Source organism: Alcanivorax sp. HI0083, assembly GCF_001635175.1.
Genome location: NZ_LWFX01000454.1, coordinates 1 through 5,265, shown reverse-complemented (window position 1 = coordinate 5,265; position 5,265 = coordinate 1). Strand labels below are relative to the sequence as shown.

At 62.1% G+C, this 5,265-nt stretch carries 4 protein-coding genes and 1 pseudogene; all 5 read left to right on the top strand.

Translation table 11 applies throughout. The features are described from left to right. On the top strand, positions 1–1,615 hold a 1,615-nt coding region (gene ilvD, locus A3754_RS04660; RefSeq protein ID WP_063518959.1), incomplete at its 5' end, for a dihydroxy-acid dehydratase. Between the two features lie 302 nt (positions 1,616–1,917). Continuing rightward, positions 1,918–3,234, top strand: a complete 1,317-nt coding sequence (locus A3754_RS04655; protein WP_063518960.1) for a 2-hydroxychromene-2-carboxylate isomerase — start codon at positions 1,918–1,920, stop codon at positions 3,232–3,234. 123 nt (positions 3,235–3,357) lie between these two features. Then, positions 3,358–3,744 (top strand): MAPEG family protein, encoded by a 387-nt coding sequence (locus tag A3754_RS04650; protein ID WP_063518958.1) that lies wholly within the window; start codon positions 3,358–3,360, stop codon positions 3,742–3,744. A gap of 97 nt (positions 3,745–3,841) precedes the next feature. Further along, positions 3,842–4,837, top strand: a complete 996-nt coding sequence (locus tag A3754_RS04645; RefSeq protein ID WP_063518957.1) for a 2Fe-2S iron-sulfur cluster-binding protein — start codon at positions 3,842–3,844, stop codon at positions 4,835–4,837. Between the two features lie 242 nt (positions 4,838–5,079). Continuing rightward, positions 5,080–5,265: pseudogene (locus A3754_RS04640) on the top strand (paraquat-inducible protein A); the annotation flags it as partial.

The window sequence follows — 5,265 nt, the reverse complement described above, 5'->3', positions numbered from 1 at the left end:
GGTGGATGACGGCATTGCCATGGGCCACGACGGGATGCTCTATTCCCTGCCCAGCCGCGACATCATTGCCGATTCCGTGGAATACATGGTCAACGCCCACTGCGCCGACGCCATTGTCTGTATTTCCAACTGCGACAAGATCACCCCCGGTATGCTGATGGCCGCCATGCGCCTGAACATCCCGGTGATCTTCGTATCCGGCGGCCCCATGGAAGCGGGCAAGACCAAGCTGGCCGAGGGCAAGCTGGACCTGGTGGACGCCATGGTGATGGCCGCCGATGACAGCGTGGACGAAGAAACCCTGAATGAAGTGGAGCGCTCTGCCTGCCCCACCTGCGGCTCCTGTTCCGGCATGTTCACCGCCAACTCCATGAACTGCCTGACCGAAGCACTGGGCCTGTCCCTGCCCGGCAACGGCTCACTGCTGGCCACCCATGCCGACCGTCGCGAGCTGTTCCTGGAAGCCGGTCGCCGCATCGTGGATATCACCCGGCGCTATTACGAGCAGGACGAAGAGGCCTTGCTGCCGCGCAATATCGCCACGGTTAAGGCGTTTGAGAACGCCATGAGCCTGGATATCGCCATGGGCGGGTCCACCAACACCGTGCTGCACTTGCTGGCAGCGGCACTGGAAGGCGAAGTGGATTTCACCATGGAAGACATCGACCGCCTGAGCCGCAAAGTGCCGTGCCTGTCGAAAGTGGCCCCGGCCACCCAGAAATACCATATGGAAGACGTGCACCGCGCCGGCGGCGTCATGGGCATTCTCGGCGAGCTGGACCGGGCCGGCCTGCTCAACCGGGACATCCCCATGGTGCATTCAGCATCCGTGGCCGAGGCCCTGGAGCATTACGACATCATGCGCACCAGCGACGAAGGCGTGAAGAAGATGTTCACCGCCGGCCCGGCGGGCATCCCCACCCAGACGGCTTTCAGCCAAGAAACCCGCTGGGACAGCCTGGACAACGACCGGGAAAACGGCTGCATCCGCAACTACGCAAACGCCTACAGCAAGGACGGCGGCCTGGCCGTGCTCTATGGCAACATCGCCGAGCGCGGCTGCATCGTGAAAACCGCCGGGGTGGATGACTCTATCCTCAAGTTCACCGGCCGCGCCCGGGTGTTCGAATCCCAGGACTCTGCGGTACGCGCCATCCTCGGCGACCAGATCGTTGCCGGCGATGTGGTGGTGATTCGCTACGAAGGCCCCAAAGGCGGCCCGGGCATGCAGGAAATGCTCTACCCCACCAGCTACCTGAAATCCAAAGGGCTGGGCAAGGAATGCGCATTGCTGACCGATGGCCGTTTCTCCGGCGGCACCTCCGGCCTGTCCATCGGCCACGCTTCTCCGGAAGCGGCGGAAGGCGGTGCCATTGCCCTGGTGAATGAAGGCGACACCATCGATATCGATATCCCCAACCGCACCATCCGCCTGGATATCAGCGATGAAGAACTGGCGCATCGCCGCACCCACATGGAAAACCGTGGCAAGCTGGCCTTCAAACCCAAGGAAATCCGTCCACGCCGGGTGTCCACCGCACTGAAAGCCTACGCCGCACTGACCACCAGCGCCGACCGCGGCGCAGTGCGTGACCTGAGCCAGATCGGCGAGTAATTCCCGGAAAGCCGTAGCAACAGAAAAGGCGACCCAGGAGGTCGCCTTTTTTGTTGCTACGGCGCTGGACGCATAACGCTTGATGCCTGACGCGAAACAAACACCCTCGCGTGCCACAACGAACACTTTCTCGTGCAAACGAGCGCCACACAAGCGATCTCAGCACGGGTTTGTCTTTACCGTCCGGCATCAGGCGTCCAGCATCCAGCGTTTTACTCCTTTTCACGGAAACGGCTGGATGGCTTAGGCTATAGTCGACAGTCTGGCCAACAATGCGCCATGCCAAAGGAGCCATCATTCGCATGAGCCTCAAACACAAGCTAATGCCCCTGCTTGCCCGCCTGATCACCAGTGAAGGCCTGCAACAGTTACGCCGCAGACTATTGGAGTGGCGCCGCATATTACGCCGGCAGCCCCACCAGGCCACCTTCTACTTCCGCATTGATGACCCTTACTCGGTGCTGATGGCACAGGTAATGCCGCGCTTTGCCCGCCACTTCGGCATCACCGTCACCCCCCGGGTGATGCTGTATCTGGACCAGCAGATGTACCCCGCCGCCGACATGCTCGCGGAGCTCGCCCCCCGTGACGCGGTCAAGCTGGCCAATCTGCACGGGCTGGATTTTCCCGAAGACTGGCAGCTGCCGCCCCGTGAAGTCAGCCTGGCCGCCACCCGCTGCCTGCTGAAACACGAAGGCGACGAGCGCTTCTGGAGCCTGGCCGCTGCCCTGGCCGATGCCCTGTGGCGCGATGATCACGACAAACTGGAAGCCCTGCTCAGCGAGCACGGCCAACAGGCCGCCGATCGGGCCCAGCTGGCACTGGAAGCCCGCCGGGACCAGTTTCTGAAGGACGGCCACTACCTCACTGGCACCCTGCACTACGCCGGCGAATGGTATTGGAGCGTGGAGCGGCTGGATCATCTGGGCCACCGCCTCAACGAGCTGGGACTGGGCGGCGCCGACTGGCCGCTACCCTACGGCCGCGCCAAACGGGCCCGCCTGAAAGACACCCCGGAAGCCCTCAAAGGCACCCCGCTGGCGCTGTATTTTTCCTTTCGCAGCCCCTATTCCTACATCGCCCTGGCGCGCACCTATGCGCTGGCGGACCACTACGGGCTGGACCTGAAAATCCGCCCAGTGCTGCCCATGGTCATGCGCGGGCTCACGGTCCCCAAAGCCAAGCGTTTCTACATCCTCAAGGACGCCGCCCGGGAAGCCCGCCTGCACGCAGTGCCGTTCGGCAAGGTCTGCGACCCGGTGGGCGCCGGCGTGGAGCGCTGCATGGCGATCTGGCCCTTTGCCGAAAAAGAAGGCCGCCTGCGCGAATGGCTGCGCGCCGCCGCCACCGGCATCTGGAGCCAGGGAATTAACGCCGCCAGCGATAATGGCCTGAAATTTCTGGTGGAAAACGCCGGCCTGGACTGGAACCGGGCCCGCCGCTGGCTGGACGACGACGATTGGCGCGAACGGGCCGAAGCCAACCGCGACGCCATGATGGAAGCCGGCAGCTGGGGGGTACCGAGCTTTATGACTCAAGATGACATGACTTGGGGCCAGGATCGTTTTGCGATCATCGAGCAGAGGCTGCTAGCCTCACGAACCGATGACAAGGACTGAGATACCCTCGCCTTCATTCCCGTAGGAGCGGCGCTTGAGCCGCGAAGCCTGAGACCTTTGCGCCAACAGCTTCGCGGCTCAAGCGCCGCTCCTGCGGCATATTAAAACAACGGAGAAAACGTAATGACGATTGCTTACTGGTGCGTGCTTGCCGCCATCTTCCTGCCCTACCTGTCCACCGGCTTCGCCAAGTTTCAGGGCGGGTTCGGCCCCAAACAAAACCATAACCCCCGCGAGTTTCTGGAAACTCTGGAAGGGAGTCGCAAACGCGCCCACTGGGCGCAGCAGAATGGTTTTGAAGTCACCCCGGCTTTTGCAGCGGCAGTGATCATCGCCCACCTGGCTGCCACGTCTCCGCAGGGCACCATTGATGGTATCGCCCTGGCGTTCGTCGCCAGCCGCATTCTCTTCACCGTCTGTTATGTGGCTGACTGGGCCAGCGCCCGCACCCTGGTCTGGGCCTTNGGCATGGGTTGTATCGTGGCGCTATTCGTGGGCGCAGGCAGTTAAAACAGTGGCGAGTTACGAGTATTGAGTTTCGAAAGGCAAAACCACAACCGGCAGCCGCGATTGTAGATTTTCGCTTCTCGATACTCGTAACGTTTCCATGCCCCGGACCTTCACCATCACCGTCAACGGCAAGGGCCATTTCCCCTGCCGCACCGACCAGTCCATCGTCGACGCCGGCCAGCAGGCCGGTTTCGGCTTCCCTGTGGCCTGCCGCAATGGCGTGTGTGAGCGCTGCATCGGTCGCCTTAGTCATGGACAGGTGCAACAGAAAAACCGCACCATTCACGCGGGCGATGCCAGCAGCTCCCAGGTGTTATACTGCGTCGCTCTGCCACTCAGCGATTGCGAGATAGATGTGCCCGAGGTAACCGCGCCCGGTGAATTGCCGGTCCACCAGATTCATTGCCAGATCCAGCAGATCGACGCGCTCAACCACGACGTCAGCCGGGTCTGGCTGCGCCTGCCCGCCGGCAAGAAAATCCAGTGGCACGCGGGCCAGTACCTGATGCTGAACCTGCACGGCGAAAGCTATCCCTTTTCCATCGCCAACCATTGCGATGGCCGCGATATTGAATTGCACATCCGCCATGGTGATGACAACAGCGCCGCCCAGGACATTATGGCCAGCCTGCGGGCAGACAGCACCGTGAGTACCACCCTGCCCGCCGGCCTGCGGTTTATCGACAGCGCACCGGACCAGCCCGTGTGGTTCATCTGCGGCTCCACTGGTTTTGCACCGGTAAAAGCCATGATCGAACGTCTGATCACCCTGAATTTCACTCAGCCAGTGCGGCTGTTCTGGGGCGCACGAACCGACGCAGACCTGTATCTGCCCCACCTGCCGGCCCAATGGCAGGGTGCCCTGGCCGACTTCGATTTCATCACTTCCCTGTCGGATATCCGCCACCCGGACCACGCCGAAGGGCTGGTCCATGAAGCCGCACTGGAAGCGCTCAGCGAACCCGACCTGCCCCTGTTCTTTCTGGGCGGTTCCCCGCCCATGGCCTGGGCGGTGTTCGATGCACTGGTGGCTGAAGGCGTTCCCGCCGGCAACATTCACTGCGACGTGTTTGACTACGCCCCACGGGACTGAAAGCCGTCGTGCAGGAGCGTGCTTGCAAGCGAAGAAGGGGCTGCGACCCGACAGCCCAGCTCTTCGCGTGCAAGCACGCTCCCACATTGAATTTTTGCTGTTGCTGTCGGAGCTTGTGACACCGCCCTTGCAACTGCTCTAATGGGCCTTCACGGATCGGAATGGCTGCCATGGCGCAGGACGCGAACAACACGAGCCAAACGTTTTTACTACCCTGTCACGAATGTGATCTGGTGTCGGCCGTGAGCCCCGGCAAGGATGGCCAGTGGCTGCAGTGCCCCCGCTGCCAGCACCCACTGATGCGCCCGGCACAAAACGACCAGCTCACCCCTGCCCTGGCCTTTACTGCCCTGCTGCTGCTGACCCTGTCTTTACTGTTTCCCTATCTGGGCTTCGCGAAAAATGGCATCGAGCGGGCCATGACCGTC